This window comes from Pseudomonas sp. KB_15, assembly GCF_052114525.1.
In the GTDB taxonomy this organism is placed as follows: domain Bacteria; phylum Pseudomonadota; class Gammaproteobacteria; order Pseudomonadales; family Pseudomonadaceae; genus Aquipseudomonas.
In genome coordinates, this window is the sequence record NZ_JBFREX010000285.1 from 1 (window position 1) to 404 (window position 404).

1 protein-coding gene is annotated in these 404 nt (G+C 74.0%); it reads left to right on the forward strand.

Annotated features, from left to right (window positions below; genetic code table 11):
* Positions 1–65 precede the first annotated feature (65 nt).
* Positions 66–404: acyl-CoA dehydrogenase family protein (locus AB4Z35_RS30910; protein WP_442101288.1), on the forward strand; the 339-nt coding region annotated here is incomplete at its 3' end.

A 404-nucleotide genomic window follows, 5' to 3' on the forward strand; every position in this document is an offset into this window, starting at 1 on the left:
CGCCAGCTCTTCAAGAGCGTGAACTCGCTCGCGGCGGCGGCCTCGCAACTGCAGGAGGCTGCGTGATGAACCCCGTTCTCGCCGCGGTGGACCAGGCGTCGCCGCATCCCGCACCGGCGGACCCCGCCGCCCTGATCGCCGCCGCCCAGGCTGCCGCCGCCGTCGCCGCCACGCATGCCGATGCGGTGGACCGCGACGCGCGCTTCCCGGATGAAGCCTTCGTCACGCTGCGCGAGCACGGCCTGCTCGGCGCGATGATCCCGACGCACCTCGGCGGCGCCGGCGCCACGCTCGATACCGTGGCCGCCATCTGCCGCGTGCTGGGCGGCGCCTGTGCCGCCACCGGCATGGTCTACGCGATGCACCAGATCCAGGTGGCGTGCGTGCTCGAGCACGGCATGGGC